The following is a 26496-nucleotide window of genomic DNA, read 5'->3' as shown; positions in this document are numbered from 1 at the left end:
AACTGGTTCCGCACAGAAGGCGGTATGTCGCGCGTCAAGAACAGATACAAATGATCGTATGATGTAGGTTCAATGGCTGCAGGCGGCAAGGCATGCAGTGCTCATCCCGTTCAATCTTCTGCGTCCTGTGTCGCAGTTTTTTCTGGAATAGCTTTATGTCTGACTTAGTAAAAGTGGAAGTGGTCGACCGAATTCAGGTAATTACCCTGAACCGGCCCCAGGCGCGCAATGCCATCAACTATGAAACCGCCCAGGAGCTGGCGCGGGTACTCGACCAGATGGACGCCTCCGACGACGTCGTCATGGGCGTGCTCACAGGCGCGGGCAACACTTTTTGTTCAGGCATGGATCTCAAGGCGTTTGCCCTTAACGGTCAACGGCCCTACGTTGACGGCCGGGGGTTCGCAGGCTTGTGCGAGAAACCACCCAGAAAGCCCATGATTGCCGCAGTCGAAGGTTATGCGCTGGCCGGTGGTTTTGAAATCGCTTTGGCTTGTGACCTGATCGTTGCTGCCCGCAGTGCCAGTTTCGGCCTGCCTGAAGTCAAGCGTGGCATTGTCGCCGGCGCGGGTGGCATGATGCGCCTGCCCAGCCGCATTCCTTACCATATTGCAATGGAAGCCATTCTTACCGGCGAAATGTTCTCGGCCGAGCGCGCCCACGGCTACGGTCTGGTCAATCGTCTGGTCGAGACCGGTCAGGCGCTCGAAGCCGCGCTCGAAATGGCACGCATCATTGCCTCGAACGGCCCTCTGGCTGTACAAACAGCGAAAAGTATCGTGACCCAGTCACGCGACTGGAGCCAGGCCGATATGTTCGATCTGCAGCGCCCTCGTACCGCCCATATTTTCACCTCGGCAGACGCCAAGGAAGGCGCGACCGCCTTTGCCGAAAAACGGGCACCCGTCTGGACCGGCAAGTAAGGCCAGCCCATCTACAGTGTTTCCGCAGGCTGCCCGCGGCCTGCCATTTTTTATTTGCCAGCAAGCACCATGACTACCATTATCAAAGAAAGCGATCTGATCCAGTCAATCGCAGATGCCGTACAGTTCATCAGTTTTTATCATCCTGCCGATTACATCAAGCACCTGGCACGCGCCTACGAGCGCGAGGAAAGTCCGGCAGCCAAGGATGCCATCGCCCAGATCCTGACCAACTCACGCATGTGCGCCGAGGGCCATCGTCCCATTTGCCAGGATACGGGTATCGTCAATGTATTCCTCAAGGTCGGTCTCGATGTGCGCTTTGACACGCGTCGCAGCATGCAGGAAGTGTGCGATGAAGGCGTGCGTCAGGGGTACCTGAATCCCGATAATCCGCTGCGGGCGTCGGTGCTGAATGATCCCTTGTTTGCACGCAAGAACACGCGTGACAACACTCCCTGTATTGTCAACGTCGAGCTGGTCCCCGGTGACAAGGTCGACGTCCAGGTCGCCGCAAAGGGTGGCGGCTCCGAAAACAAGTCCAAGTTCGTCATGCTCAATCCCAGCGACTCGCTGATCGACTGGGTGCTCAAGACGGTTCCGCAAATGGGTGCTGGCTGGTGCCCTCCCGGCATGCTGGGCATAGGCGTCGGTGGTACGGCCGAGAAAGCCATGCTCATGGCCAAGCAGTCGCTCATGGAAGACATCGACATGTACGAGCTGCTGCAGCGCGGACCGCAGAACAAACTCGAGGAATTGCGCATCGAGCTGTACCAGAAGGTCAATGCCCTGGGCATAGGTGCGCAGGGCCTGGGCGGCCTGACAACAGTGCTTGACGTCAAGATCAATACCTTCCCGACCCACGCGGCATCCAAGCCTGTGGCCATGATCCCCAACTGCGCGGCGACACGGCACGTCCACTTTGAGCTCGATGGTTCGGGTCCGGCTGAACTTACGCCGCCGTCCTTGTCCGATTGGCCCGATGTGCATTGGGCGCCAGACTACAACAAGTCGCTGCAGGTCGATCTCAATACCCTGACCAAAGAGCAGGTTGCCAGCTGGAAACCCGGCCAGACGCTGCTGTTGTCCGGCAAAATGCTGACCGGACGCGACGCGGCACACAAGCGCATCCAGGAAATGCTCGACAAGGGTGAGCCACTGCCCGTCGATTTCACCAACCGCGTTATCTATTATGTGGGTCCCGTTGATCCGGTGGGTGCCGAGGTTGTCGGTCCGGCAGGCCCGACAACGGCTACGCGTATGGACAAGTTCACCGACATGATGTTGTCCCGCACGGGCCTGATCTCCATGATAGGCAAGGCCGAGCGCGGCCCTGCGGCCATCGACTCAATCCGCAAGCACGGATCGGCTTATCTGATGGCGGTTGGTGGCTCTGCCTACCTGGTATCCAAAGCCATACGCGGTGCCAAAGTGGTGGGCTTCGAGGACCTGGGTATGGAAGCCATCTACGAGTTCGACGTCAAGGACATGCCTGTGACCGTGGCCGTCGATTCGCAAGGCACCTCGGTGCACGAGACCGGCCCCAAAGCCTGGCGGGCACGCATTGCGGAAATTCCGCTGGTTCCGGTAGCCTGAAGCGGGCAGGCCGGGCTGCCTGCCCGGCGCGCTTGCGCCGTGTTGTTTGGCATATGCGAACCGGGCCTTATCCAAAAACTAATTCAAAAAAAGCCGGTCAGCTGGCAAGCTATGGCTTGAATTGATATTAATTTGGGAATGATCATGACGACACCGGATCTGGACGCATGGATAGGACGCCAGGAAAGCAGCGAAGACAATATTGATATCGGGCATATCCGGAAAGTCGCCCTGACGCTTGATATGCCTGCGCCGGCACCTGGTGCGCCATTACCGTTGCTGTGGCAATGGGCGCTCTTCACGGACGGCGTGCCTTACAGTGCGTTAGGCGGCGACGGCCATCCGGAGCGCGGCGGCTTTCTGCCGCCGGCCGATACCCGTAACCGCATGTGGGCGGGTGGTCGGGTTGAGTTTATTCAGCCTTTGCGGGTAGGCGGCAAGGCCCACAAGACATCGACCATTCTGGCGATCAAGGAAAAAACCGGCAGTACGGGCAAGCTGCTGTTCGTGACCGTCGGGCACAAATACACCCAGGGCGATTCGCTGTGCATATCAGAGGAACAGGACATCGTCTATCGCGAACCCAGTCCGCCCAAGCTGCAGGGCAGCACGCCAACACCTGCATCGCAATGGAGCGAATCCATAGACCCCAGCCCCATTATGCTGTTCCGCTATTCGGCGATCACGTTCAATGGGCATCGCATTCATTACGATCACCCGTACACTACGCAAAAGGAAGGCTATCCGGGTCTGGTCGTGCACGGACCCATGATCGCGACGCTGATGTGCCGCGCCTTCACGCACGCCCATCCCGACAAGGTGCCTGTGTCGCTGTCGTATCGAGGCTTGCGTCCTCTGGTTTCACCCAAGCCCTTCAACGTGCAGGGTGCATTGGCTGAAGACGGAATTGCACAGTTGTGGGCGGAGCAGGATGGCACGCTGGCCCATCAGGCAGAATTGAGGTTCAAGGCATGAGTACAGATCGCAAGGCCAACGATGTTGTGCAAGATCAGATCAGCGCGCCGCGCCCGCTCGACGGAATCACCGTCATCAGTCTCGAGCATGCGATCGCGGCGCCGTTCTGTACCCGCCAACTGGCTGACATGGGCGCGCGTGTCATCAAGATAGAGCGCCCTGGCGTGGGCGATTTTGCGCGCAAGTACGATGAGCGTGTAGAAGGGCTTGCCTCCCATTTTGTCTGGACCAACCGCTCCAAAGAGAGTCTTACTCTGAACCTGAAGCATCCCGATGCGGCCAATGTGCTCAAGGAACTGCTCGCGCAAGCCGATGTGCTGGTCCAGAATCTGGCTCCGGGGGCGGCTGCCCGTCTGGGGTTATCTTTCGAGGCATTGCACGATCAGCACCCGCGTCTTATCGTTTGCGATATATCGGGCTACGGAGAAGGCGGGCCTTATCAGGACAAGAAGGCCTATGACTTGCTGATTCAAAGCGAAAGCGGCTTTTTGTCTGTCACGGGCACTCCACAAAGCCCGGCCAAGGCAGGTTGCTCGATATCAGATATTGCAGCAGGCATGTATGCCTACAGCAGCATACTGTCTGCCTTGCTTTTGCGTGCACGCACCGGAGAGGGCAGTCGTATCGATGTTTCCATGCTCGAGAGCACGGTCGAGTGGATGAGTTTTCCTCTGTACTATGCATTCGACGGTGCATCGCCGCCGCCGCGTGCAGGTGCTGCCCATGCCACTATTTATCCCTACGGGCCTTTCCCTGCCGGAGACGGGAGCGAGGTCATGCTGGGCTTGCAGAACGAGCGCGAGTGGGCCGCTTTTTGCGCCACAGTGCTGCAGCAACCCGAGCTGGCCGGCGACGACAGATTCAACACCAACAGCTTGCGTGTTGCCAACCAGGATGCCTTGCGCGTGCTGATCGTTACCGCTTTCGCCTCGTTGTCGCGCAGCGAGGTTATCGCCAGGCTCGATGCTGCCGGCATTGCCAATGCCAGTGTCAATACCATGCATGATGTCTGGGCGCATCCACAACTGGCCGCGCGCCAGCGTTGGCGCACCATAGACAGCAGCGCCGGACCCCTGCCGGCCTTGATCCCGCCGGCTACAAACTCGTCGTTCCCGGCGCGCATGGACAAGATCCCCGAGCTGGGCGAGCATTCGGCAGCGCTGTTGGCAGAACTGGGCTATACCGAAGAACAAATACAGACATTCATTAAGGAAGGGGTAATTTGATGCAAGCACCCATCAGGGCAGCGCTTTTCGTTCCGGCTACGCGCCCCGAGCGCTTTGCCAAAGCGTTGGCGGCTGGTGCCGACACAGTCATCATTGATCTTGAAGATGCGGTCGAACATCCGCTCAAGGAGCAGGCGCGCAATAACCTGCGGGAGTTTGCGGCTGCCAACCCTCAGGCCACCATTCTGGTGCGCATCAACGACGCCACCACTTCCTGGTTCGAAGAAGACCTTGCCTTATGTTCCGCCTTGCCATCGGTACGGGCGTTAGTATTGCCCAAGGCTGAATCGCCCGAGCAAGTGAAACGGGTGGCCGATACCGGCAAGCCGGTACTTCCGATCGTGGAGAGTCCGCGCGGCGTTTTGGCGCTAAGCGGGATTGCTGCGGTACCCGGGGTAGAGCGCCTGTCTTTTGGCAGTCTCGACATGATGCTCGAAACGCGAACCATACCCGACACGGCCGGTGCCCACATATTGCTTGATCACATACGCTGCCAGATTTTGCTGTGCAGCGCGGCGCACGGCTTGCTGCCACCTGTCGATGGTGTATATCCGAACTTTGCCGACGATCAGGGTTTGGCGGCCATTGCAAGCCAGGTACGCGACATGGGTTTTGGCGGCATGCTGTGCATACACCCCAGACAAATCCCGGTCATACTCCAGGCGTTTGCTCCCAGCGACGCCGACAGGGAATGGGCGAAACGCGTGGTCGACACGGCCGATGCCACCGGCTCGCTGGCTTTTCAGCTGGATGGCAATATGGTGGATGCGCCGGTCATCGAGCGGGCGCGACGCATACTGGCAAGCGCCTGACAACGCACGTATCAGGTTTCAGGCTGATCAGGCACAGGCTCCAGCGCCTGATCAGAACAGGCTTGCAGCAGCTCTGTCAGTGAACCCTGACGCAGGTGCAGCGCTGGCCTGAGCTCTTCCAGAGGGCGTAGTACAAACGCACGCTCGTGCATGCGCGGATGCGGCACGGTCAGGCGCGGTGTGTCCACGGTCAGTTCGCCGTACAACAGCAGATCCAGGTCCAGGGTGCGCGGAGCATTTCGATAAGGCCGCAGCCGCCCATGCTGATTTTCAATGCCCTGCAAGACGCTTAACAGCGCATCGGCCGCCAGATCAGTGTCTATTTCAGCGACGGCGTTGACATAGTCGGGGCCTGTGGCATCGACGGGTGCGCTGCGATAAAACCGCGACAGCCTTAGCCCCGAGATGCCTGGTGCGGCACCAAGGGCATGTGCAGCCTGCTGCAAGGTATGGCGCGCGTCACCCAGGTTGGCACCCAGGCCTATGTAGGCCTTGATCACGCCTGCTGTGTGCCCGTGGACGGGGTCGCGGGCCGCTTGCGCGGGCGTCGCCGGCGCCTGGTGCCGGAGGAGCGGTTGCCGCGCTGCTGGGTTTGTTGGCTTTCTATCATTTCGCCACGCAAGGCATGATCGGCATTGGCCAGGTCCATCCACCACTGTGCCTGCACACTGTCGACCTCGCGGGCTTCGGCCCGTAATTGCAGGAAGTCGACGGCGGCCCTGAAGCGTGGTTGCTCCATCATGCGCCAGATGGCTTTGGCGTTGATGCGTTCAAAGCGCGCCTGCATGAACCAGATCTCGCGCATGTCGGCCTGAAAGCGTCGCTGTATGGCCAGCTTGCGGGTTTGAGCTTCGACGACCGAGTCGGCGGCCTGCATGAGTGCTTGTGCCGGATGTTCACCTTCCGCGCACAATTCCTGCCAACGCTTGTTTACAAGCTTCCAGAGCAGGGCGGCAAACAGAAAGCTGGGGCTGATGGTCTTGCCCGCACGGACCCGTGCGTCGGTACGTGCCAGAGCCAGCTCGATAAAAGCCTCTCCGCCTTGTTCCTGGAAGACTGTGTCGATCAGGGGCAGCAGGCCTTTGTGCAGATCGAAAGCCTGCAGTTGTCGCAGGCAGTCCATGGCGTGACCACAGGTCAGCAGTTTGAGCGTTTCATCGAACAGGCGCGATGAGGGCACGTGTTCGATCAACTCGGAGAGCTGGGTAATGGGTGCGCGGGTAGCAGGATCCAGGGTGCCGTTCAGCTTGGCTGCAAAGCGCAGCGCCCGCAGCATGCGCACCGGATCTTCGCGATAGCGCTTTTCGGGGTCGCCTATCATGCGCACCACGCGATTCTTCAGGTCGGTCACGCCACGATGGTAGTCGAGCACTTCTTCGTTGATAGGGTCGTAATACAGGGCGTTCAGGGTGAAGTCGCGGCGGGCGGCGTCTTCTTCCTGTGAACCGAATAAATTATCGCGCAGGATGCGGCCGTGCTCATCGGTATGTTCGTCGCTGGCCGCATTGGCGCGAAAAGTGGATGTTTCAATGATTTCCTGGCCAAAGACTACATGCACCAGCTGGAACCGCTTGCCGATAATGCGTGCGCGACGAAACAGCGGACGGATCTGGTTGGGGGTGGCATTGGTGGCCACGTCAAAGTCTTTGGGTTCCAGGCCGACGATCAGGTCGCGCACGGCGCCACCCACGATAAAGGCATCGTAGCCTTCGGCGCGCAAAACTTCGCATACCTTGATGGCATGGCGCGAGACATTGCGGCGATCAATACCGTGCTTGTCGCGCGAAAAACGTTCGGGGACATCGGGCGGAGTCGCAAACAGGCGGCTTACAAAGTTTTTTATTGTTTCTTTAAGCATGGTGGCGGTATTTTAAGACTTTGCGTCTTGCATGTCCTTGAACAGGTCCAGCGTGGTCCAGCCGCGCTCTTCCGCCAGTTGCCGCAGGCCAGGGTTGGGGTTGGTGGCAACGGGATGGGTCACGACCTCGAGCAGGGGCAGGTCATTGTGCGAGTCGCTGTAGAAATAAGACGCGTCAAAGTCTGACAGACTGCTGTCCATTTCGTTCAGCCATGCGTTCACGCGCACGACTTTGCCGGCCTGGAAACTGGGCACGCCCTGAATCTTGCCGGTATAGCGTCCATCGCGAATTTCCGGAACGGTCGCAATCAGGTGTGGAATGCCAAAGGCGCGGGCTATGGGTGCGGTCACAAATTCGTTGGTGGCAGTCACGATGGCACACAGATCGCCGTGGGCAATGTGCTGCTGAACCAGATCCAGAGCCACGGGCAATATGGCCGGGCGAACCACCTCGGCCATAAAGGCCTCATGCCATTGCGCCAGTTCGGCCATGCTCGCATTGCTGAGCAGCCCGAGCATGAACTCGGCGGCGCGTTCGGCCGTCAGGGTCCCTGCGTTGTACTGTTCCATCAATTCTTCGTTGCGCCGCTGGGCCTGGGCAGGATCGCCTGCGCGCCCGGTGCGGGCCAGGAAATCAGCCCATTGATAGTCGCTGTCCAGTGGAAGCAGGGTATGGTCAAGGTCAAACAGGGCCAGACGTTTTGTGGTCATCATGAGTTATTGTGGTCAGGCTGGCCCGAAGCCAGCAGTTCCTTCAGCAAGGGCAGTGTTATTGCCCGGTGGCGTTCAAGCGAATAGCGGTCGAGCGCATCGAGCAGCGCGCTTAGATGTCGCATGTCGCGGGTGTAGTGGGTCAGGACCCAGTTAATGACTTCCGGACCCAATTGCAGGCCTCTGTCGGTGGCTCTGGCCAGCAAGGCCTGGGCACGATCGTCGTCGGAAAGCTGCTCCAGACGGAAGACCAGGTCCCAGCCCAGGCGCGTGCGCAGGTCTTCCCGCAGCGGCATGGCCAGTGGCGCCCGGTTACCTGCGAGCACCAGCACAAAAGCCTGGCTGGTCGAGGCAACCTCGCGCCATCGATTGTACAGGGCAAACAGTGCGGCCTGCCAATCGCTGTCCATGCTCTCGACGTTATCGATAGCGATAAGCTTGTGCGTCAAGGTGTCGGCGCTGGCGATCTCGCGCAAGGCGTCTGCCTGCTCGCCAGGATGGAAATAGCGTGTAGCCGGCCCGGCTGCCATCGACTGCAGCAGGTGCGTGCGTCCGGCACCCGGAGGGCCCCATAAATAGACGGCCCTGCCTGGCTGGCAGTCTCGCAATGCCTGTACGGCTGCCTGGTTGCTTCCCGCCACAAAGTTGTCCAGCGAAGGGGGCGAAGGAGGCAAAAGGTCGAGTATCAGTTGCTGCGTCATCGGCTGCCCGGAGCCCGATAGCCGCCTGTTGCGGAAATGTCAGCCGTATTCATCGTAAAATCAAGCCTTGGTAATTCATTAAACACGCAATTCTTGCATATCCCACGGCATTTCTCATGACAAACAAACATTCCGCCTCCCTGACCTATCGTGATGCAGGGGTCGATATCGATGCCGGTGAGGCGCTGGTCGATCGTATCAAACCCTTGGCTGCCAAGACCATGAGGGCGGGTGTCATGGCCGGAATAGGCGGGTTTGGCGCGCTTTTTGAAGTGCCGCGCCACCTGAAGGAACCTGTTCTGGTGTCTGGCACTGACGGCGTTGGCACCAAGCTCAGGCTGGCATTCGACTGGAATCGCCACGACACCGTGGGCATAGACCTGGTCGCCATGAGCGTCAACGATATCCTCGTCCAGGGCGCGGAACCCCTGTATTTCCTTGATTATTTTGCCTGCGGCAAGCTCTCGGTCGATACGGCCGCCAGCGTGGTTGGGGGCATCGCCAAGGGTTGTGAACTGTCGGGTTGCGCCCTGATCGGCGGGGAAACTGCCGAAATGCCCGGCATGTACCCAGACGGCGAATACGACCTGGCCGGCTTCGCTGTCGGTGCGGTAGAAAAATCGCGCATCATCGACGGCAAATCCATTGCGGTTGGCGATGTGGTGCTGGGCCTGGCGTCCAGCGGCGCGCACTCCAACGGATTTTCGTTGTTGCGCAAGATTCTTACTCACGCCAATGCCCGGCCTGGTCAGGAGCTGGACGGCCGTCCCATCGAAGACGTGGTCATGGCGCCTACCCGTATCTACGTCAAGTCGGTATTGGCGGCTATTGCAGAGCATGGCACGGCGATCAAGGGCCTGGCTCACATCACCGGTGGAGGCCTGCTCGATAACGTACCGCGCATTCTGCAGCCCGGCCTTTCGGCGCGCCTGCATCGCGATGCCTGGACTATGCCCAGGCTGTTCTCCTGGTTGCAGGAAAACGGCGGCGTGGCCGACGCGGAAATGCACCGCGTGTTCAATTGCGGTATCGGCATGGTAATTGTTGTGCCGGCCGATCAGGCTGATGCGGTAACGGCTACCCTGGTTGCCCATGGCGAACAGGTCAGCCGGCTGGGCGAAATTATCGAACAGCAGGGCGCCGATGCGCCGCAAACCATAGTGGTCTAAATCCACTTCGTCTACAGCGGCCATTGCCTGGCAACACGGTCCACGATCTGCATCGCGGCATCGGTGGCCAGGCAATCAACGGTTTCACGTTCCGGTTGCGAACGCAGCCAGGTCAGCTGGCGCTTGGCCAGTTGCCGTGTGGCCGCCACCGCCTGTTCTATAGCCTGCTCGATACTTATACGGCCATCCAGGTGATCCCATAGCTGCCGATAGCCCACGCAACGCACCGAGGGCAAGCCAACATTCAGGTCTGGCCGGGCATGCAGCGTGCGTACCTCTTCGAGCAGTCCGGCCTCCAGCATGGTGTGATAGCGCGTTGCAATGCGTGCGTGCAGGGCAAGCCTGTCGGACGGCTCAAGGCTGAGGGTCACAAATTTCTGTTGATTTTCCTGCCGGGGACGAGCGTCCGCCAGCCAGGCTGACATGGGGCGGCCGCTGCTACGGTAAATTTCGATGGCTCTTTGCAGGCGCTGGCTGTCGTTGGGTGCGAGCCGGGCGGCTGTTTCAGGGTCGAACACCGATAGCTGACGATGCAGTTCGGGCCAGCCACAGTTCTGGGCCTCGCGATCGATCTCAGCCCGAATGACGGGATCTGCCGCTGGCAGTTCATTCAGACCTTCACGCAGCGCTTTGTAATAGAGCATGGTGCCGCCGCAAATCAGCGGCCGATTACCCCGCTCTTGTATCTGGCGGATCAGCTGGCTTGCGTGGCTCTGAAACTGGGCTGCGGAATAGCGCTCGGCCGGATCGAGGATGTCCAGCAGGTGGTGCGGCATGACCGCCTGTTCCTGCTTGCTGGGCTTGGCTGTGCCTATGTCCATGCCGCGGTAAATGGTTGCCGAATCCATCACAATGACTTCTATGGGCCAGCGCTGTGCCAGGGCAAGGGTGGCCGCGCTTTTTCCCGCCGCAGTGGGGCCGGCCAGGCAGATTACGGGTAAGATCATTGGCCACGCATGAAGAGCTTGTCGAGCTCTCCCACCTTCCATTGAATCCAGGTAGGCCGGCCGTGATTGCACTGATCGGCGCGCTCGGTCTGCTCCATCTGACGCAGCAGGCCGTTCATTTCATCCAGCGTCAGCCGTCGATTGGCCCGTACCGATCCGTGGCACGCCATGGTAGACAGCAATTCGTTGCGTTGCTCGGTCAGTCGTGGCGAGGCGCCAACGCTGGCCAGGTCTCGCAGTACGTTGCGCGCCAGCGCTTCAATGTCGCCGTGGGCCAGCAGGGCGGGAACCGCGCGTACCGCTACCGATGCGGGGCCGGTTGGGCGCAGGTTCAGACCCAGCTCAGCCAGGGTTTGAGCATGCTCCTCGATCAGGCCCAGATCTTTTTCCGTGACGCTGAACACAACGGGAACCAGCAATTCCTGGCACGGCAGACTCTGGGCGTCCATCGCCTGTTTAAGCTCTTCGTATACGACGCGTTCATGCGCTGCATGCATGTCGACCAGTACCAGACCCGCATGGTTCTGGGCCAGGATGTAGATACCATGCAGCTGGCCCAGAGCCATGCCCAGCGGAAAGTCATGCACGCCATCTGTCGTAGCTGTGACAGTCGAAACAGGAGGGTCCAGGGGGCGGTACAAAGACTGCCAGTCTTGCTGCGGTCGTGTCTGGCTGTGCAGGCTGAATGAATGTTGCTGCTGTTGGGGGCGGTAAAAGGAGGGCGCCGGCGCACGGCCATCAGTCGTGGCCGTCGCTGCCTCGAAGGCTGGTGCCGGACTGGCGGAATCCGTAGCACTGCTCGAGGGTATTTGCCGGCTCAGCGCGGTATCGGGTGCGGTCAGCGACTGACCGCCTGCGCCAGCCAGGACCTGAGTCAGGGTCTGGCTCACGAAACGGTGTATGGCTCCGCTGTCGCGAAAGCGCACTTCATGCTTTGCAGGATGCACATTGACGTCGACCATTGCGGGGTCTACGGTCAGAAACAGAACAAAGGCAGGTTGCCGGTCGCCGTGCAGGACGTCGGCGTATGCCTGGCGTATGGCGTGCGATACCGTGCGATCCTTGACGTAGCGTCCGTTCACGTACAGATACTGCTTGTCGGCGCGGCTGCGCGCATACGTGGGCCGTGTAATCACACCTTGAACCGAGATCAGGCCGTGCTGATGCTCAACGTACAGGCCTTGATCGGTAAACTCCTGGCCCAGTACATCACGTACACGCTGACCCACTTCGCAGGCGCGCCAGTTGCGCTGTGCCTTGTCGTTGTGGAACAGCCGAAAGGCAATATGCGGGTGGGCAAGCGCGATGCGTTCCAGGGCGTCGACGCAGTGTCCGTACTCGGTCGCTTCAGAGCGCAAGAATTTGCGGCGGGCGGGTACGTTGTCAAAGAGCTGACGAACGTCGATGGTGGTGCCGATCGAGCCCGAGGCTGCTGTGGGCTCGAGTTGGTCGGCTTCCATTTGCCATGCATGAGGCTCCCCCGCGGTCCGTGATGTCAGGGTCAGGCGGGCGACAGAGGCAACCGAAGCAAGCGCCTCTCCGCGAAAGCCCATGGAGCTGACCGATTCGAGCTCGTCCAGCGATCCGATTTTATTTGTGGCGTGGCGCGTCAGCGCCAGCCTGAGCTCGTGCGCAGGAATGCCATAGCCGTCATCGCTGACTGATATGCGGCGTATGCCGCCCCCATCCATGCGCACTTCTATGGCCCTGGAACCTGCATCAATGGCGTTCTCCAGCAACTCTTTCAGTACTGATGCGGGGCGCTCAATGACCTCGCCCGCCGCGATCTGGCTGATCAGCAGATCGGGAAGCTGGGCAATGGAGCGGCGTTCTGACATGACGTGGTGTTTCCTTGGCTGACGAATCTGACGAATACATAGCGTACTCGTCAGATTTTAGCCGGACGCGAGCCGTCGCTTGGGAATCGGGTGCAGCTGTGGCAAAACCGGTCAGCTTCGCGCCATGGTGGGGTGGGCGCTGAAGTAATGATTGACGCCGTCCAGCATGGCGCGTGCAATGCGGTCCTGGTGGGCAGGGCTGCGCAACAGGCGCTCTTCCTCGGGATTGCTGATAAAGGCGGTTTCTACCAATATGGACGGAATGTCAGGGGCTTTCAGCACAGCAAACCCGGCGCGTTCCACCCGTTTTTTATGCAGGCGATTGATCTTGCCGATTTCATTGAGCACACGACTGCCCGCACGCATGGAGTCATTGATCTGTGCTGCAGTAGACAAATCCAGCAATACCTGTGCCACCTGCTTGTTGTGTGAACCAAGGTTAACGCCGCCGATCAGGTCGGCATCGTTTTCACGTTTTGCCATCATTCGCGCAGCGGCACTGGTTGCGCCGTTCTGCGACAGTGCGAATACCGATGAACCTCGTGCGCTGGGCTTGATCCAGGCATCGGCATGTATCGAAATGAACAGATCAGCCTTGACGCGACGCGCTTTCTGGACCCGCACATGCAAGGGAACAAAATAATCGTTGTCGCGTGTCAGGTAAGCGCGCATATTGGGCTGGGCGTCGATCAACTTCTTCAGCTTGCGGGCGATGCTGAGCACAATGTCTTTTTCTTTTGTACCCCTGGGGCCGATGGCACCGGGATCTTCGCCGCCATGGCCTGCATCCAGCGCCACAAGTATGGGCTGAGCCTGGCGCACAGGGGCAGGTGTGCTGCTGGGTGGTGCGGCAGGCGGCTGTCGACGCGGTTTCTGGGCCACGGGCGGGGGCAGCTGCTGCCCCGGAACAGATGGCACCGGAGCTTCGTCAGGGGTGTTGCGAGCCAGGTCTTCGAGCACATCGGCCAAAGGGTCGGTGTCGGTGCTGTTCATGATGGCCAGCAACGGATCCTGGGCGATCTTCGGGTACAGATCCAGTACCAGACGATATTTGTATTCGCCGATGGGTTTCAGGGTAAAGACCTGGGGGGCAATGGGCTGCTTTAAATCCAGTACAAGGCGCACGACGCCCGGGCGGTTTTGTCCGACCCGCACACTGCTGATGTAAGGGTCGTTGGGCTTGACCTTTGATACCAGGTCGTTGATGGCGGGGCTGAGCCTCAGGCCATCTATGTCGACGACCAGCCTGTCGGGACCCTCTAGCGCGAAATGTTCAGCTTTCAGCTCACTGTCCATCTCGAGCGTGACCCGTGTGTACTCATCAGCGGGCCAGGTCCGGACGGCAACAATGGTGGCGGCATTGGCGGTTGTGGTGATGACGGGCAGCACAAACAGGCTGCCGGCTGTGGCAATGAGGCGGCGGCGCGCTGCGCTTTCCGGCGCGGAGCCTACGAGGGCAAGTTCAGTGTCGTCAGCCATAATTTTCCTTTGTCGCTGTGGGCTGTAAGGCTGGCGCGCCGTCCGGAGTCTGCATATTCAAGATGAATGTCCAGGTCGGGAGACGGTAATAAGGCGCCTGCTTGCTCTGGCCACTCAATTAAAACAATGGCGTTTTTCTGCAGAATATCCCGAAAGCCAGCATCTAACCATTCTCGAGGATCGCTAAATCTATAGAAATCAAGATGATAGAAGTATAAGTTAGAAACATTATAGCTTTCAAGTAAAGCGTAGCTGGGACTTTTAATTCTTCCGGTGATTCCGGCTGCCCGAAGAAAAGCGCGGGCAAAGCTGGTTTTGCCCGCGCCCAGGTCGCCACGCAAGTGAATTCGGCCCCCCGGCTGAGTGTCTCCGGCGACCGGATGTTTGCCGCAAGCCAGCATGGAAAGTTGTTCGGCTAACGCTGAAGTTTCCTCTTCATTGCTTAAGTATGTGCTTACTGTCGTTAAATCTTGATTTTCTTCGTTCATTTTGAGATTCACCAAACAATAGATCCGGCCATCAGCCAGAAAGGAATGGTCAGCGCGGACAACACGGTGCACAGCGACATCGTGACCGCGACCAGGCGTCCGTTACCGCCCATTCTTGCTGCCAGCACATAGGCTGACGAAGCTGTGGGCAGGGCGCCAAATAACAACAGTATTTGTCTTTCAACCATGCTCAGGTCAAGTATCCAGCCCAGAAACAGCGCTGCGAGCGGCAGCACCATCAGGCGCAGCGTGATGATCCACCCCATCAGTTTGCCGGCGCTGCGCACACCGTGGAGCGATAGGGTCGCGCCCACGCACATCAGGCCTATGGCGATGGCGCACGAACCCAGCCGGCTAAGCGTGGTGTCAATGACGTTTGGGATGGGTATGCGCAGAAAATTGCACAGCAAAGCCAGTACGGTGGCAATGATCAACGGATTCTGCAGGATCTCGCGCACTATTCTGCCGCCGTTCTGGCGTGCCAGCGCATGGACGGCGGCAACATTAACTATTGGAATGGCGAAGCCGACCAATATGGCCATGACGGTCTGGCCGTTGGCTCCGGCCAGACTGCCGGCCAGTGACAGACCCATATAGGTATTGAAACGATAAGCGCACTGCGCAAGCGATGCATGGTCTACCGGATCGGGACGCAGGACCGGTACGGCCAGCCAGGCCATTGCAATGCCGAACATCATCAGACCAACCGTGGCCTGCAGCAAAACATATGTGCCCGAGAGGCTAAGCGGGGTTTGCGTGATGGAGTGAAACAGCAGGGCCGGGAACAGCACGAAGTACACCAGCTTTTCGGCACTCTTGAAAAAATCGCCTGTAAACAGGCGCTTGTTCAGCAGCAGCCAGCCAAGTCCAATAAGCAAAAAGTCAGGCAATACAAGCAGGAATACAGACATGGGGTTGCGTTGTGAATAGTAGGAATGCTGGCTGGGCGCGGGGATCGGGCAATAGGGCTGGCGAATGGCAACTGTAACCGGACAAGACAAGGATGCCAGAATGCTGTTATTCTGCGGTTCGCAATAAAAATGAGCTTAACGCAAAATTAAAGCGCTTGTTTTACTGCTTTCATGCACTCATGGAGAGATCAAGACATGGCAATATTCCAAAAGAAACTCGCAGCGATTACCCTCGCCGCAGGCGTGGCTTCGCTATTTGGCGCCACTGCCGTAGCTGCTGATTACCCATCACAGCCTATCCGCGTCATTGTTCCGTTTGCGCCTGGCGGCTCAACCGATATCGTGGCACGCATCGTAACCCAACGCATGGGCGAAGAACTCGGACAAACCATGGTTGTCGAGAACAAAGGCGGTGCAGGTGGCGCAATCGGTGCAACCGAAGCGGCCCGCGCCAAGCCCGATGGCTACACCTTGTCGATTGCAACCGTCTCCACCATGGCCGTCAATCCGGCCTGCCGCCCTGACGACTTGCCTTATGACCCCCTGAAGGATTTCCTGCCGGTCACCAACTTCGCCAACGTACCTAACGTTATCGAAGTCAATCCCAAGTTCCCGGCCAAGACCTTCAAGGAATTTGTGCAAATCCTTAAAGACAATCCCGGCAAGCATACACATGGCAGTTCGGGCACATGCTCGGTACTGCACTTGTTTGGCGAGGCCTTCAAGCTGGCTACCGGCACCGATGCCATTCACGTACCCTACAAAGGCTCGGGTCCTGCTGTAACTGACGCAGTTGGCGGCCAGATCGACAGTATGTTCGACAACCTGCCTTCCTCCATGGGGCAGATCCAGGCCGGCAACTTGCGTGCCCTGGCCGTTGCATGGCCAGAGCGCGTGGCAAGCCTGCCCGATGTGCCCACACTGGCAGAAGAGGGCTATCCTCAGCTGAACCAGCCTGCCTGGTACGGCTTGCTGGCTCCCGCCGGTACGTCCGACGAAATCATCAAGACCCTACGCGATGCCGCCGTTGTTGCACTGAAGGATCCCAAGGTCATTGCCGCTCTCGAGAAACAGGGCGCTGCTCCTTCGGGCAACACGCCGGAAGAGTTCGGCAAGGAAATCAAAGAGCAATACGACTGGGCCAAAGACGTTGTCGCCAAAGGCAATATCAAGCTTGAGTAGGACGGCCAGTCTGTGAAGACACCTGCCGATGCCGGCGTGTCTTCATGAAGAAACCGGAGCGCAAGGCTCCGGTTTTTTTTGAACAACCTTGTGTTCATCCAGTGTGCTTTATAATCTCAGCCCACACCGCGTCTCCGTAGTTAAATGGATATAACTTTCCCCTCCTAAGGGAAGATTGCAGGTTCGATTCCTGCCGGGGACGCCACCATCTCCCGCTAGCGCCTATTTCGGTATCCCCGCCTGCACAGCCTTCGCACCCAGCAAATCCAGCAGCGCCGACGGCGCCACGCCTATCAAATAACCGCGCCGTCCGCCATTCACATAAATAACCGGATAGTCCAGCAGGTCTTGTTCTACCCACACAGGCATTTTCTTGCGCGTGGAAAAGGGCGAGGTGCCGCCCACCAAATAGCCGGAATGCTTTTGTGCGGTGTCAGGTGTGCAGGGGGCGATTTTCTTGCTGCCGGTCTGGCGAGCCAGATTCTTGGTGGAAACTTCCAGATCGCCGTGCATGACCACAACCAGAGGCCTGGCATGCTCATCTTCCATGATCAGGGTCTTGGCCACCTGATGTAAATCCAGTCCCAGTTGCCGCGCAGCTTCGGTTGCGCCGCCATGATCCACATATTCGTAGGGGTGTTCGGTAAAGCTGATCTTGTGTTTTTTCAGGAACTGGGTGGCGGGGGTTTCCGAAACGTGTTTTTCTTTGGCCATTGTTGTGGGGTGACAATAATAGAAATGGGGCGAGGCCTAGGCGCGGGGGTGGTGTTTGGCGTGCAGGGTTTTAAGGCGTTCGCTGGCAACATGAGTATAAATCTGTGTTGTCGAAATGTCGGCGTGGCCCAGCAGCATCTGTACAACGCGCAGGTCGGCGCCGTGGTTCAGCAAATGTGTTGCAAAGGCATGGCGCAGCACGTGTGGCGACAGGGGCGTGTGAATATCGGCCAGTGCCGCGTATTTTTTTACGATCAACCAGAATGACTGCCGTGTCATGGGTGCTGCCCGAGAGGTGACGAACAGGGCATCGCAGCGGCGCGGGCCCAGCAGATCGGGGCGAGCCTCTTTTATATACAAGTCTATCCAGTGCAGGGCTTCGTCACCCAGCGGTACCAGCCTGTCCTTGCCGCCTTTGCCCTGATTGATGCGTACGATGCCTTCTGCCAGGCTGACGTCCAGCATGCCCAGGCTGATCAGTTCACTGACTCGCAGGCCGGTAGCGTAGAGGGTTTCCAGCATGGCGCGGTCGCGCAGGCCCAGGGCGTTGCGATGATCGGGTGCCTGAAGGAGGGCGTCAACCTGGTCTTCAGATAGTGTTTTTGGAAAGCGTGCTGCTTGCTTTGCGGCTCGCAGGGTCAGGCAAGGATCTTTTGAAACCAGTCCTTGGCGCATGGCCCACAGGTAGTAACGCTTTAATGCAGCAAGGCGCCGGTTGGCGGTAGTGGCTTTTGTTGTGGCATGTTTAGCCGCAAACCAGTCCTGGATGTCGGCTGCATCGGCCTGCTCCAGCTTTTTTCCCGGCTTGGCGTGCAGCCACTGGGCAAAGGCGGACAGGTCGCGGCGGTATGCCGACAGCGTGTTCTGGGCCAGGCCGTCTTCCAGCCAGATGGCATCCAGGAAAGCATCGATAGAGGGGGGAGGCAGGTAAGTCAACGGTGCTTGTGTCGTGATTTGGTTGCGTATGATTTTGATACTGCATTGTCGCAGGCCTGACGGCTTTTGCGCCAATGCAAACAATCCGTGTTTTAGTTGTGGTCGGGTTTGACATATCGTTATATAGGTATATATATTACGAGCTGCAACAAACGGGTCTTGGCTCACGCTCCAACAACACAGGAACAAGTAATGAAACTCAAGAAACTGATCGCAGCGGCAGTACTTGCCGCTGTGGGCTGGCATGCTCAGGTCTCCGCTGCCGATATGCTGGTGGGGGCGGCTGCCAGCCTGACCAACGCTTTTACCGAGCTTGCCACGCAATTCCAGCAGAAGCACCCCGATACCAAGGTGCTGATGAGTTTTGCCAGTTCTGATGCCGTAGCAAAGCAGGTAATTGAGGGCGCTCCCATGGATATATACGCTTCGGCTGACCAGAAGGCCATGGACAAGGCCGTGGCGGCCGGCAGCATTGAAACGGCCACGCGGCACAACTTTGTCCGTAATGAAGTCGTGCTGATCGTTCCCGTCAACGATCCCAACAACATCAAATCGCTGGCCGATTTGAAATCAGATGGCGTCACGCGCATTGCCCTGGGCAATCCGGCTTCCGTACCGGTGGGCCGCTATACCAAAGGATTGCTTGAGCAATCCGGTGACTGGGATACAGTCAAGAAAAGCGAGGTGCTGGGCCAGAACGTACGGCAAGTACTGGATTACGTCGCGCGCGGCGAGGTCGATGCAGGCTTTGTCTATGCCACTGATGCAGCCATCATGCATGACAAAGTAAAGGTCGTGCAAAAGCTGTCCTCGCCCACGCCGGTGCTGTATCCCATTGCCCTGGTCAAGCGCGATGGCCGTCATCCCGATGCCAAGGCCTTTCTGGATTACATTGATTCAGACGAAGGGCAGGCTGTGCTTGCCAAATACGGGTTCTCGAAACCCTGATCCGGCAGACCATGACGGAAATCAGCGTTCCGCTGCTGCTGTCGCTTAAAGTGGCCGGCTGGGCCACTTTTTTTGCGGCTGTGCTGGGTATCAGTGTGGCTTACGGCCTGTCGCGCTGGCGCTCTTCCTGGGCTGACGCGATAGATGCCCTGCTGACGCTGCCCATGGTGCTGCCGCCCACGGTTATCGGCTATTACCTGTTGGTGTTGCTGGGCCGCCGTGGCTGGTTTGGATCATATTTATCCGGGCTGGGTATAGAGCTGGTCTTCACCTGGCAGGGGGCGGTCATTGCCGCGACAGTGGTGGCGTTTCCCATGGTGCTGAAAGCAGCGCGTGCGGCTTTTGAAGACGTGGATCATGCGCTGGAGGACGGCGCACGGGTATTGGGTATTGGTCCATGGGGTATTTTCTTCAGGGTAACGTTGCCGCTGGCGCTGCATGGCATTCTGGCTGGCGTGCTGCTGGCATTCGCCCGTGCGCTGGGTGAATTCGGCGCCACGCTGATGATTGCCGGAAACATACCCGGGCGCACACAAACATTGTCGATTGCCATCTACGAGGCAGTCCAGGCTGGCAACGACGACACGGCCAATACGCTGGTACTGGTCACGGCGCTGACCTGTGTGGTGGTACTGCTGATTGCAGGACGCCTGGCGCCTGATCGGTCGCGCATGAAGGGCATGGCAGGAGGGCGGCGATGATAGACATCAATATCGCGCGGCGCATTCATGCGGGAAAGCGGGAATTCCACCTGAATGTAGTGCTGCAGTCCAGCGCCCGCCGCATTGCCTTGTTTGGTCCATCCGGATCGGGCAAGACATTGACGGTGCATGCCATTGCCGGCCTGATGCATCCGGACAGCGGCTATATCCGCGTCGATGGAAGCACGCTGTTCGATGCGGGGAAAAATATTTTTCTGACGCCTCAGGAGCGCAAGCTGGGCTATCTGCAGCAGGATTACGGCCTGTTCCCGCACCTGACCGTCGAGCAGAATATCGGCTTCGGACTTAAGCAGGGCTGGCTAAACCCCAGGCGCAATTCCTTGCCGCGTCCCGCCATGCGCTGGGTGGACGCCTTTGACCTGCAAAGCGTCTTGCACAGCTATCCGCGTGAAATTTCGGGTGGCCAGAAGCAACGTACCGCACTGGCGCGCGCACTGGCGGTGCAGCCCAGGCTTTTGTTGCTGGACGAACCCCTGTCGGCCCTTGATGTGAACCTGCGCCGCACCATGCGCGAAGAACTGGCGGCTTTACAGGCCGCGCTTCAGATACCGACCATTTTGATTACGCACGACCCGGACGATGCGATAGCTCTGGCCGATGAAGTGTATCTGATACAGGATGGCAGCATTGTCGGACGCTGCCACCCGTCGGATTTGCACGAGCTTCAGTCCATCACACCCAGCATGACGCTGGATGCCTTGAAAATGGCATAAGCCTTTTGACCGGTTTCCAGCCCCATGGATGCCTGGCTTTCCCTGGAAATGATGGCCGCTATAACATGGCCTGTGGGCAATTCGATGCAGACTTCGCTATTGACGGCACCTTCGGTAATACGACTTACTTTGCCCGGCAGCTGATTGCGTGCTGATAAGCGCATGTTGTCACCGGCCTGACCTACCAGCACCGACGAGGCCTTGATGAAGGCCAGTGCGCGCTTGCCGGGTTCCAGCCCCAGACTCTGAGTGCTCTCGCTGGTGATGGAGGCCACAATGTGCGTCTCGCGGTTCAGTTCCAGTGTCACCTCATCGTTGACAGCGCCGGGAGTGATGGCAACTACGGTGCCTATAAGCTTGTTGCGTGCGGAAGTATCTATCATCATGTGCTGTATCACTTCCAGGTTGTGGCTGGCCTGATCATTGATGGTTGCGAGCCTGGCCATGAAGCGTTCGTGCTCGGCATGCAGCAGGGCGTATACGCGTATTAATTCATGAGCGCGAGCGGTCAGGTTCGCGCCACCGCCACGCTGGCCACCGGTGATGCGCTGTACCAGCGGCTCGCCCGCCAGATTATTCATCGTCTCGACCGCATCCCATGCGGCCTTGTAGCTCAAGCCGATTTTTTTCGCTGCAGCAGTGATAGACCCTTCTGAGTCGATGGCGGCCAGCAGCGCCATGCGTTTCTGATTTCCCCAGTTCTGTTGACCTGAACGGAACCAGATGGAGCCGGCCAGCTCTACAGGCGGAGTTTCTTGATCTTTATTTTGTTCAGACATAGGTTCAGTGTAGGCCGTTTTCGTTCAGGAAGTGGATTTCGGATAGGTGCAGGTGCCTTCAAAGTATGGACGCCGGGACAGCCGAAATTTAGCATGAGGCATACCTTGGGAACACAGGGTCCGAATCGCAGTCCGTGCGAACGAATTACACAGGAGACGAAATATGCAGACCAGTTTATGGAAATGTACCGCGGCGTCTATCGCCCTGACAGCCGGTGCCGCCACTGCCCACGCCCAGACACTATCCGACGATGTCATACGCATAGGTGTGCTTACCGATATTTCCGGCGTCTATGCCGATGTATCCGGCAAAGGGGCCATTGAAGCCGTGAAGATGGCGGTCGAGGATTTCGGCGGCACCATGTTCGGCAAGCCCATCGAGGTCATCTTTGCCGATCACCTGAACAAGCCCGATATTGGTGCCGCAAAGGCACGTGAATGGTTCGACCGCGACGGCGTCGATATGATTACTGACCTGGCTAACTCGGGGGTCGCCCTGGCCGTTGCCGGTATCGCCAAGGAAAAAAAGCGCCACATCATCGTCAATAATCCCTCCAATATGGGGCTCACTAATGCGATGTGTTCGCCCTACACCATACACTACACCTACGATGCCTATTCACTGGCTCACGGCACCGGGCGTACGGTTGCTGAACAGCCTGGTGGCGATACCTGGTACTTCCTGACGGTTGATTTTGCTTTTGGCATAGGCCTTGAAGAGCAGGTCAGTGAAGTCGTGCGCGCCGCTAATGGCAAGGTGTTGGGTGCAGCCCGCCATCCACTGGGCACAACCGACTACTCGTCCTATATTCTGCAGGCCCAGTCATCGGGTGCAAAAATCATAGGCCTGGCCTCCACAGGACACGACAGCATCAACGCCATCAAGGCGGCTCACGAATTTGGTCTTACGCCCAAGCAAAAGCTTGCCGGCCTGCTGCTCTGGATCAATGACATACACTCCATCGGCATTGATGTCGCCCAGGGCATGATGCTTACCAATGCCTGGTACTGGGATATGAACGATGGGTCCCGTGAGTTCGCAAAACGATATTACGAGCGTATGAACAGCATGCCCAATATGGCGCATGCAGGCGACTATTCATCCACCATGCACTACCTGAAGGCGGTGCAGGCAGCCGGCACAGATGACCCCGATGCGGTTTCGGCCAAAATGCGTGAAATGCCCATCAACGACTTCTTTGCCCAGGACGGCAAGGTCCGCGAAGACGGGCGCATGGTTCACGACATGTATCTGTGGGAAGTCAAATCTCCATCCGAGTCCAAGGGGCCATGGGATTACTTCAAGCTGGTCAAGACCATCCCGGCTGACAAGGCGTTTGCTCCGCTGGCCGACAGCACCTGCTATCTGGTCAAGAAGTAAGCCGGAAGCATACGGTGGATTCCACGCTTTACGGCATCGATCAAAGGCCTCGCAGCTTTCTAGCTGCGGGGCCTGGACCGGTACTCCGATGGGCGGAAGCCGGTCAGGCGCTTGAAGGTATTCGAGAAAGTGAAGGGGTTGATGTAGCCCACGTCCTGGGCAATGGCTTCAATTTTCTTTTGGGTAGTCACCAGCTGATGAGCCGCCTGCGCAATGCGCATGGTCGTCAGTTGCTTTCCCGGACTGCGGCCAAAGTTGCGCCAGCACAGTCGGCGCAAATGTTCAGGGCTGATATTCGCCAGGCGCGCAAGTTCTTCAAGTGTCCATGGCCGCCCGATGTCGTCAAGAATCGCCGACCACATGCTGTTCAGGCGTGGTTCGCGCTGCCAGGGGTCTACTATGCGGGTTACATAGCGTTCAATAATGTCTACCCAAATGGCGCAGGTGCCGGGGTCAGCATCCGACTCCATTTCAGCCGACAGTCCCAGTATGGCTTTTTCCAGCGGTCGTCCGTCGAACCTGGTCAGGCCTGGCGCCATGGCGCTTGCCAGCGATCTGGGCGAACTGGGCATGAAGCGCACCCAGCACAGCTGCCAGCGCTGACCAGGCAGGCAGTGGAAGGCATGCAGAACATGCGCAGGCGCGAAACTGGCCAGGCCAACGGTATGGCTGCGCCAGTTGCCATCCAGCAAGGTCTGGCCTTCGCCGCCCAGGCACACTTGCAGGAACGCGCCGCTAAGGTGGGTGCGAACTACCGTATACGGAGAGGCCGCATCTACGACGGCAACATGAGCAATATGCCGCGCGGCCAGCGCCTCACAGTGTTCGGCACGAACTGTGATGAGGCGGGTGTCATCGCCCAGAATATGCGTCTCGGTCTGCAGGTCAGGTTTCTCCATAAATCGAATCATTACACAAAAACGCGTTACTAAGGAGTTGTTATGGCAAGGCATGATCGCCAGGCATTGATGCAGAAGTTTCAGGACATGGTCGCACGGGGTGAACCCATTATTGGCGGTGGCGCGGGTACGGGTATTTCGGCCAAGTGTGAAGAGGCGGCCGGGATAGATCTTATTGTGATCTACAACTCTGGTCGCTATCGCATGGCAGGGCGCGCATCGTCGGCAGGCTTGCTGGCCTATGGCAATGCCAACGAAATTGTGCTCGAAATGGCCGGCGAGGTCTTGCCAGTGTGCAAGCGCACGCCCGTGCTGGCCGGAGTGAACGGCACCGACCCTTTTATCGTCATGCCGGTGTTCCTGAAAAAGCTCAAGGAGCTGGGATTTGCCGGCGTGCAGAACTTCCCCACCGTTGGCATTATCGACGGCACCTTCCGCCAAAGTCTCGAAGAGACCGGCATCAATTATTCAACGGAAGTCGACATGATCCGTCAGGCGCATGAACTGGATCTGCTGACTACGCCTTATGTGTTCAGTGCTGATGAAGCTGTTGAAATGGCCAAGGCGGGTGCTGATTTCATCGTGCCACACATGGGCGTGACCGTCGGTGGCACCATAGGGGCGAACTCGGCCAAAACGCTGGAAGAGTCTGTGCGATTGATCGATGAGTGGGGCGAAGCCGCACGAAAAGTCCGCAAAGACATCATCGTCATTGCGCATGGCGGCCCCATTTCCATGCCCGACGATGTGCAGTATGTGCTGGACCACAGCGAGCATTGCAACGGCTTCTACGGTGCCAGCAGCATGGAGCGGCTGCCTGTCGAGGTCGCCATCACCAAACATGTGTCTTTGTACAAGGCACTGTCACGTAAAAAAGGATGATCATGGCAAGAGTCTATGTAAGCGCCGTTATGGACGCCACATTGGATCAGGCGTGGGAGATGCTGCGCGATTTTGGTGATCTGGGCAATTATCATCCCTTCTTTGAAAATTCCTACATTGAAGACCAGTGGCCGGCAGACCGCATCGGTTGCGTGCGCCACTTCACCGTTCGTGACGGTGGCGGCATACTGCGCGAGCGATTGCTCGAGCTTTCCGATCACGAGCATCGCTGCACCTATGAAATCCTTCACATTGATGCCGACTGGACTAACTACGTGGCACAGATGCATTTGCTGCCGGTTACCGAAACGGGGCAGTGCTTTGGTGAATGGTGGGCCACCTTTGATGTGCCGGCGGATCAGGAAGCCGAGGCCGTCGAGCGTGTTGCCGATACCTTCCGGATATTCTTTCAGTGCGTGAATGAGCGTTACGGGAAAGGCTGATGACGACAACACCATCCGTCTGGGTGGTCGGAACCTTTGATACCAAGGCCGATGAACTTACGTATCTGGCCAGGTTGATCAGACAGGCCGGCCTGCCCGTGCTCACGGTAGACATCAGCACCCGCGGCACGGCAGGCCAGGCCGACCTGTCTGCCTCCGATGTGGCCGCTTACCATGAATCGGGTGCCGGGCATGTGCTGGGTGGCACCGACAGGGGTGCCGCGGTGATTGCAATGGGTCAGGCCTTGCGCCGCCTGATCGGTGACCGCAGCAAGGCAGGGCAGATCCTGGGCGTTCTGGGCATAGGCGGATCGGGTGGTACTTCCATGCTGGCACCCGCCTTGCAGGTATTGCCTTATGGCATGCCCAAGCTACTGGTGTCTACGCTTGCCGCGGGCAACGTTGCACCCTTTGTCGACGTATACGACATCATGATGCTGAACCCGGTGACCGACCTGGCAGGCATCAACCGCCTGTCACGCATGGTGCTGGCCAACGCAGCACATGCCATGGTCGGCATGGTCCAGCACCCGGTGCCCGAGCCTGCAACCGACGAGCTCCCCGCTATTGGTCTGACCATGTTTGGCGTCACCACCGAGTGCGTGCAAGCCGTTACACGGTTACTTGACTCTGATTACGATTGCCAGGTGTTCCATGCCAATGGCATAGGTGGCCGGACCATGGAGTCCCTGGCCCATTCCGGGTTGCTTCGCGCCATCGTTGATATCACCACGACCGAGGTGGGCCAGCATCTGGCCGGCGGGGTCTGCGACGCGGGTCCTGACAGGCTTGCTGCGGCGGCCGAGCTGGGCCTGCCCTGGATAGGTTCCGTCGGCGCGCTCGACATGATCAACTGGGGGGCGCGCGACACCATACCGGTCCGCCATGCCGATCGTCTTTTTCATACGCATAATGCCCACGTTACCCTGATGCGCAGTACAGCGGCCGAGCTGGAGCGGGCGGGCGAGCATATTGCCTTGCGGTTGAATCAGTCGCCGGGCATCGTGCGTTTGTTGCTGCCCATGCAGGGCCTGTCTGCCATCGATAGGCCTGGCGCGCCATTCCATGATCCGGATGCCGACCAGGCGCTGTTTTCTGCGATAGAGCGCCATTTTGTAGCTACCGACCGGCACCGGCTGGAAAAACTGCCGTGGCATATCAACGATCCTGAATTTGCAAGGGCACTGGCAACAACTGTGCGCGATGTGATGGAACCGTAAAGGAAGTCGTTAGAATAGGTCTGTTGCAGAATCGGCCAGGCGC

At 58.5% G+C, this 26496-nt stretch carries 27 protein-coding genes and 1 tRNA gene; 15 read left to right on the top strand and 13 right to left on the bottom strand.

The window, feature by feature from the left end; translation table 11 throughout:
• Window positions 1-155 precede the first annotated feature (155 nt).
• From LKR43_RS13770 to LKR43_RS13750, 5 genes are all read left to right on the top strand, one after another.
• On the top strand, window positions 156-923 hold the full coding sequence (locus LKR43_RS13770) for a crotonase/enoyl-CoA hydratase family protein (RefSeq protein ID WP_227684703.1): 768 nt from the start codon (window positions 156-158) through the stop codon (window positions 921-923).
• A 69-nt stretch (window positions 924-992) separates the two neighbouring features.
• A complete protein-coding gene (locus tag LKR43_RS13765; protein ID WP_227684701.1) occupies window positions 993-2519 on the top strand; it encodes a fumarate hydratase in 1527 nt (508 codons plus the stop codon).
• Between the two features lie 144 nt (window positions 2520-2663).
• Window positions 2664-3494, top strand: coding sequence for a MaoC family dehydratase N-terminal domain-containing protein (locus LKR43_RS13760; RefSeq protein WP_227684695.1), 831 nt, complete (start codon window positions 2664-2666; stop codon window positions 3492-3494).
• Window positions 3491-4720, top strand: a complete 1230-nt coding sequence (locus LKR43_RS13755) for a CaiB/BaiF CoA-transferase family protein (RefSeq protein WP_227684694.1) — start codon at window positions 3491-3493, stop codon at window positions 4718-4720. Before LKR43_RS13760 ends, LKR43_RS13755 begins: the two co-directional genes overlap by 4 nt.
• Window positions 4720-5532, top strand: a complete 813-nt coding sequence (locus LKR43_RS13750; protein WP_227684691.1) for a CoA ester lyase — start codon at window positions 4720-4722, stop codon at window positions 5530-5532. The genes LKR43_RS13755 and LKR43_RS13750 overlap by 1 nt, the downstream gene beginning before the upstream one ends.
• 11 nt (window positions 5533-5543) lie before the next feature.
• On the opposite strand, the gene folK is transcribed toward LKR43_RS13750, so the two are convergent.
• Genes folK through hda form a run of 4 tightly spaced genes read right to left on the bottom strand, consistent with a single transcriptional unit; the run spans window position 5544 to window position 8802 of the window.
• Entirely contained in the window at window positions 5544-6032 is a 489-nt protein-coding gene (gene folK, locus LKR43_RS13745; protein ID WP_227684689.1) for a 2-amino-4-hydroxy-6-hydroxymethyldihydropteridine diphosphokinase, read from the bottom strand.
• Complete coding sequence (gene pcnB / locus LKR43_RS13740; RefSeq protein ID WP_227684686.1) at window positions 6029-7390, bottom strand: polynucleotide adenylyltransferase PcnB; 1362 nt, start codon at window positions 7388-7390, stop codon at window positions 6029-6031. Before pcnB ends, folK begins: the two co-directional genes overlap by 4 nt.
• A 12-nt stretch (window positions 7391-7402) precedes the next feature.
• A complete protein-coding gene (locus LKR43_RS13735; RefSeq protein ID WP_227684816.1) occupies window positions 7403-8101 on the bottom strand; it encodes an HAD family phosphatase in 699 nt (232 codons plus the stop codon).
• On the bottom strand, window positions 8101-8802 hold the full coding sequence (hda, locus tag LKR43_RS13730) for a DnaA regulatory inactivator Hda (RefSeq protein ID WP_227684685.1): 702 nt from the start codon (window positions 8800-8802) through the stop codon (window positions 8101-8103). Before hda ends, LKR43_RS13735 begins: the two co-directional genes overlap by 1 nt.
• Before the next feature lie 116 nt (window positions 8803-8918).
• On the opposite strand from hda, the gene purM reads away from it, so the two are divergent.
• Window positions 8919-9971, top strand: coding sequence for a phosphoribosylformylglycinamidine cyclo-ligase (gene purM / locus LKR43_RS13725; protein ID WP_227684683.1), 1053 nt, complete (start codon window positions 8919-8921; stop codon window positions 9969-9971).
• A gap of 11 nt (window positions 9972-9982) precedes the next feature.
• On the opposite strand, the gene miaA is transcribed toward purM, so the two are convergent.
• The 5 genes from miaA to LKR43_RS13700 form a co-directional block, all read right to left on the bottom strand.
• Entirely contained in the window at window positions 9983-10918 is a 936-nt protein-coding gene (gene miaA, locus LKR43_RS13720) for a tRNA (adenosine(37)-N6)-dimethylallyltransferase MiaA (RefSeq protein WP_227684681.1), read from the bottom strand.
• Window positions 10915-12756, bottom strand: coding sequence for a DNA mismatch repair endonuclease MutL (mutL, locus tag LKR43_RS13715; protein ID WP_227684679.1), 1842 nt, complete (start codon window positions 12754-12756; stop codon window positions 10915-10917). The genes miaA and mutL overlap by 4 nt, the downstream gene beginning before the upstream one ends.
• 111 nt (window positions 12757-12867) lie before the next feature.
• On the bottom strand, window positions 12868-14235 hold the full coding sequence (locus tag LKR43_RS13710) for an N-acetylmuramoyl-L-alanine amidase (protein ID WP_227684677.1): 1368 nt from the start codon (window positions 14233-14235) through the stop codon (window positions 12868-12870).
• Window positions 14205-14723 carry a tRNA (adenosine(37)-N6)-threonylcarbamoyltransferase complex ATPase subunit type 1 TsaE gene (tsaE, locus tag LKR43_RS13705; RefSeq protein ID WP_227684675.1) on the bottom strand — a complete coding sequence of 173 codons (519 nt, stop codon included), beginning with the start codon at window positions 14721-14723 and terminating at the stop codon, window positions 14205-14207. The genes LKR43_RS13710 and tsaE overlap by 31 nt, the downstream gene beginning before the upstream one ends.
• An 8-nt stretch (window positions 14724-14731) precedes the next feature.
• Window positions 14732-15634 carry an AEC family transporter gene (locus LKR43_RS13700; protein ID WP_227684662.1) on the bottom strand — a complete coding sequence of 301 codons (903 nt, stop codon included), beginning with the start codon at window positions 15632-15634 and terminating at the stop codon, window positions 14732-14734.
• Between the two features lie 195 nt (window positions 15635-15829).
• Between LKR43_RS13700 and LKR43_RS13695 the strand changes: the two genes are divergently transcribed.
• Window positions 15830-16816, top strand: a complete 987-nt coding sequence (locus LKR43_RS13695) for a tripartite tricarboxylate transporter substrate binding protein BugE (protein WP_227684661.1) — start codon at window positions 15830-15832, stop codon at window positions 16814-16816.
• A 130-nt stretch (window positions 16817-16946) separates the two neighbouring features.
• Window positions 16947-17021: transfer RNA gene (locus LKR43_RS13690), tRNA-Arg, on the top strand.
• 17 nt (window positions 17022-17038) lie between these two features.
• On the opposite strand, the gene ybaK is transcribed toward LKR43_RS13690, so the two are convergent.
• Window positions 17039-17530 (bottom strand): Cys-tRNA(Pro) deacylase, encoded by a 492-nt coding sequence (gene ybaK / locus LKR43_RS13685; RefSeq protein WP_227684660.1) that lies wholly within the window; start codon window positions 17528-17530, stop codon window positions 17039-17041.
• Between the two features lie 36 nt (window positions 17531-17566).
• Window positions 17567-18484: a site-specific tyrosine recombinase XerD gene (gene xerD, locus LKR43_RS13680; RefSeq protein WP_370632124.1), complete on the bottom strand. Its 918-nt coding sequence runs from the start codon at window positions 18482-18484 to the stop codon at window positions 17567-17569.
• 174 nt (window positions 18485-18658) lie between these two features.
• On the opposite strand from xerD, the gene modA reads away from it, so the two are divergent.
• The 3 genes from modA to LKR43_RS13665 are packed head-to-tail and all read left to right on the top strand — an operon-like array spanning window position 18659 to window position 20849.
• Window positions 18659-19414, top strand: a complete 756-nt coding sequence (modA, locus tag LKR43_RS13675) for a molybdate ABC transporter substrate-binding protein (RefSeq protein WP_227684657.1) — start codon at window positions 18659-18661, stop codon at window positions 19412-19414.
• Window positions 19415-19425: 11 nt separating this feature from the next.
• Window positions 19426-20115 (top strand): molybdate ABC transporter permease subunit, encoded by a 690-nt coding sequence (gene modB / locus LKR43_RS13670; RefSeq protein WP_227684654.1) that lies wholly within the window; start codon window positions 19426-19428, stop codon window positions 20113-20115.
• Window positions 20112-20849, top strand: coding sequence for an ABC transporter ATP-binding protein (locus LKR43_RS13665; protein ID WP_227684652.1), 738 nt, complete (start codon window positions 20112-20114; stop codon window positions 20847-20849). Before modB ends, LKR43_RS13665 begins: the two co-directional genes overlap by 4 nt.
• On the opposite strand, the gene LKR43_RS13660 is transcribed toward LKR43_RS13665, so the two are convergent.
• Window positions 20801-21628 (bottom strand): TOBE domain-containing protein, encoded by an 828-nt coding sequence (locus tag LKR43_RS13660; RefSeq protein ID WP_227684651.1) that lies wholly within the window; start codon window positions 21626-21628, stop codon window positions 20801-20803. The two genes, LKR43_RS13665 and LKR43_RS13660, sit on opposite strands and share 49 nt — an antisense overlap.
• 163 nt (window positions 21629-21791) lie before the next feature.
• On the opposite strand from LKR43_RS13660, the gene LKR43_RS13655 reads away from it, so the two are divergent.
• Complete coding sequence (locus LKR43_RS13655) at window positions 21792-23009, top strand: ABC transporter substrate-binding protein (protein ID WP_227684649.1); 1218 nt, start codon at window positions 21792-21794, stop codon at window positions 23007-23009.
• 59 nt (window positions 23010-23068) lie between these two features.
• On the opposite strand, the gene LKR43_RS13650 is transcribed toward LKR43_RS13655, so the two are convergent.
• A complete protein-coding gene (locus LKR43_RS13650) occupies window positions 23069-23908 on the bottom strand; it encodes an AraC family transcriptional regulator (protein WP_227684647.1) in 840 nt (279 codons plus the stop codon).
• Between the two features lie 42 nt (window positions 23909-23950).
• Here LKR43_RS13650 and LKR43_RS13645 point away from each other — a divergent pair, with 42 nt between their 5' ends.
• From LKR43_RS13645 to LKR43_RS13635, 3 genes are read left to right on the top strand one after another with little or no spacing between them, the layout of a single operon-like run.
• Window positions 23951-24790 carry a phosphoenolpyruvate hydrolase family protein gene (locus tag LKR43_RS13645; protein ID WP_227684645.1) on the top strand — a complete coding sequence of 280 codons (840 nt, stop codon included), beginning with the start codon at window positions 23951-23953 and terminating at the stop codon, window positions 24788-24790.
• A gap of 2 nt (window positions 24791-24792) precedes the next feature.
• Window positions 24793-25233 (top strand): SRPBCC family protein, encoded by a 441-nt coding sequence (locus LKR43_RS13640; protein WP_227684643.1) that lies wholly within the window; start codon window positions 24793-24795, stop codon window positions 25231-25233.
• Window positions 25233-26453, top strand: a complete 1221-nt coding sequence (locus LKR43_RS13635; RefSeq protein ID WP_227684641.1) for a Tm-1-like ATP-binding domain-containing protein — start codon at window positions 25233-25235, stop codon at window positions 26451-26453. The genes LKR43_RS13640 and LKR43_RS13635 overlap by 1 nt, the downstream gene beginning before the upstream one ends.
• Window positions 26454-26496 lie beyond the last annotated feature (43 nt).

This window comes from Pusillimonas sp. MFBS29 (assembly GCF_020687695.1).
Taxonomy (GTDB): Bacteria; Pseudomonadota; Gammaproteobacteria; order Burkholderiales; family Burkholderiaceae_B; genus Pusillimonas_C.
Note: the sequence above shows the minus strand (reverse complement) of the source record. Positions and strands in the feature narration are given on the sequence as shown.

Bases quoted from the DNA above. Each gene is read 5' to 3' on its own strand.
- LKR43_RS13770 (WP_227684703.1), top strand. From the start codon at position 156: ATGTCTGACTTAGTAAAAGTGGAAGTGGTCGACCGAATTCAGGTAATT.
- LKR43_RS13765 (WP_227684701.1), top strand. From the start codon at position 993: ATGACTACCATTATCAAAGAAAGCGATCTGATCCAGTCAATCGCAGAT.
- LKR43_RS13760 (WP_227684695.1), top strand. From the start codon at position 2,664: ATGACGACACCGGATCTGGACGCATGGATAGGACGCCAGGAAAGCAGC.
- LKR43_RS13755 (WP_227684694.1), top strand. From the start codon at position 3,491: ATGAGTACAGATCGCAAGGCCAACGATGTTGTGCAAGATCAGATCAGC.
- LKR43_RS13750 (WP_227684691.1), top strand. From the start codon at position 4,720: ATGCAAGCACCCATCAGGGCAGCGCTTTTCGTTCCGGCTACGCGCCCC.
- pcnB (WP_227684686.1), bottom strand. From the start codon at position 7,390: ATGCTTAAAGAAACAATAAAAAACTTTGTAAGCCGCCTGTTTGCGACT.
- LKR43_RS13735 (WP_227684816.1), bottom strand. From the start codon at position 8,101: ATGACCACAAAACGTCTGGCCCTGTTTGACCTTGACCATACCCTGCTT.
- hda (WP_227684685.1), bottom strand. From the start codon at position 8,802: ATGACGCAGCAACTGATACTCGACCTTTTGCCTCCTTCGCCCCCTTCG.
- purM (WP_227684683.1), top strand. From the start codon at position 8,919: ATGACAAACAAACATTCCGCCTCCCTGACCTATCGTGATGCAGGGGTC.
- miaA (WP_227684681.1), bottom strand. From the start codon at position 10,918: ATGATCTTACCCGTAATCTGCCTGGCCGGCCCCACTGCGGCGGGAAAA.
- mutL (WP_227684679.1), bottom strand. From the start codon at position 12,756: ATGTCAGAACGCCGCTCCATTGCCCAGCTTCCCGATCTGCTGATCAGC.
- LKR43_RS13710 (WP_227684677.1), bottom strand. From the start codon at position 14,235: ATGGCTGACGACACTGAACTTGCCCTCGTAGGCTCCGCGCCGGAAAGC.
- tsaE (WP_227684675.1), bottom strand. From the start codon at position 14,723: ATGAACGAAGAAAATCAAGATTTAACGACAGTAAGCACATACTTAAGC.
- LKR43_RS13700 (WP_227684662.1), bottom strand. From the start codon at position 15,634: ATGTCTGTATTCCTGCTTGTATTGCCTGACTTTTTGCTTATTGGACTT.
- LKR43_RS13695 (WP_227684661.1), top strand. From the start codon at position 15,830: ATGGCAATATTCCAAAAGAAACTCGCAGCGATTACCCTCGCCGCAGGC.
- ybaK (WP_227684660.1), bottom strand. From the start codon at position 17,530: ATGGCCAAAGAAAAACACGTTTCGGAAACCCCCGCCACCCAGTTCCTG.
- modA (WP_227684657.1), top strand. From the start codon at position 18,659: ATGAAACTCAAGAAACTGATCGCAGCGGCAGTACTTGCCGCTGTGGGC.
- modB (WP_227684654.1), top strand. From the start codon at position 19,426: ATGACGGAAATCAGCGTTCCGCTGCTGCTGTCGCTTAAAGTGGCCGGC.
- LKR43_RS13665 (WP_227684652.1), top strand. From the start codon at position 20,112: ATGATAGACATCAATATCGCGCGGCGCATTCATGCGGGAAAGCGGGAA.
- LKR43_RS13660 (WP_227684651.1), bottom strand. From the start codon at position 21,628: ATGTCTGAACAAAATAAAGATCAAGAAACTCCGCCTGTAGAGCTGGCC.
- LKR43_RS13655 (WP_227684649.1), top strand. From the start codon at position 21,792: ATGCAGACCAGTTTATGGAAATGTACCGCGGCGTCTATCGCCCTGACA.
- LKR43_RS13650 (WP_227684647.1), bottom strand. From the start codon at position 23,908: ATGGAGAAACCTGACCTGCAGACCGAGACGCATATTCTGGGCGATGAC.
- LKR43_RS13645 (WP_227684645.1), top strand. From the start codon at position 23,951: ATGGCAAGGCATGATCGCCAGGCATTGATGCAGAAGTTTCAGGACATG.
- LKR43_RS13640 (WP_227684643.1), top strand. From the start codon at position 24,793: ATGGCAAGAGTCTATGTAAGCGCCGTTATGGACGCCACATTGGATCAG.
- LKR43_RS13635 (WP_227684641.1), top strand. From the start codon at position 25,233: ATGACGACAACACCATCCGTCTGGGTGGTCGGAACCTTTGATACCAAG.